This is a genomic window from Photobacterium sp. R1, assembly GCF_054600795.1.
This window is the reverse complement of sequence record NZ_BAAHZP010000593.1, coordinates 1-267: the sequence shown is the minus strand read 5'-3', so window position 1 is coordinate 267 and position 267 is coordinate 1. Positions and strand designations below refer to the sequence as shown.

1 protein-coding gene is annotated in these 267 nt (G+C 52.4%); it reads right to left on the bottom strand.

What is annotated here, in order from left to right; genetic code table 11:
• On the bottom strand, positions 1 to 267 hold a 267-nt coding region (locus tag ACYP03_RS26420), incomplete at both ends, for an ABC transporter permease (RefSeq protein WP_459782727.1).

The window sequence follows — 267 nt, the reverse complement described above, 5'->3', positions numbered from 1 at the left end:
CAGCAGCAAACCGAACAAGGTAAAACCCAGCAGCCAAAGGGCGTCTTTCCACAGCACAGTCACATCGGCACCGCGCAACACTATGCCCCGTATCATGCGCATAAAATGGGTCGCAGGCAGAATTTCAGCAATCCACTGGGCAGGAACAGGCATACCTTCATACGGGAACATAAAGCCGGATAGCAAAATCGAAGGTAGCAGAATGAACACTGTCATCTGCATGGCTTGCAACTGGGTCTGGGCAATCGTTGAGATCACCAGCCCCAG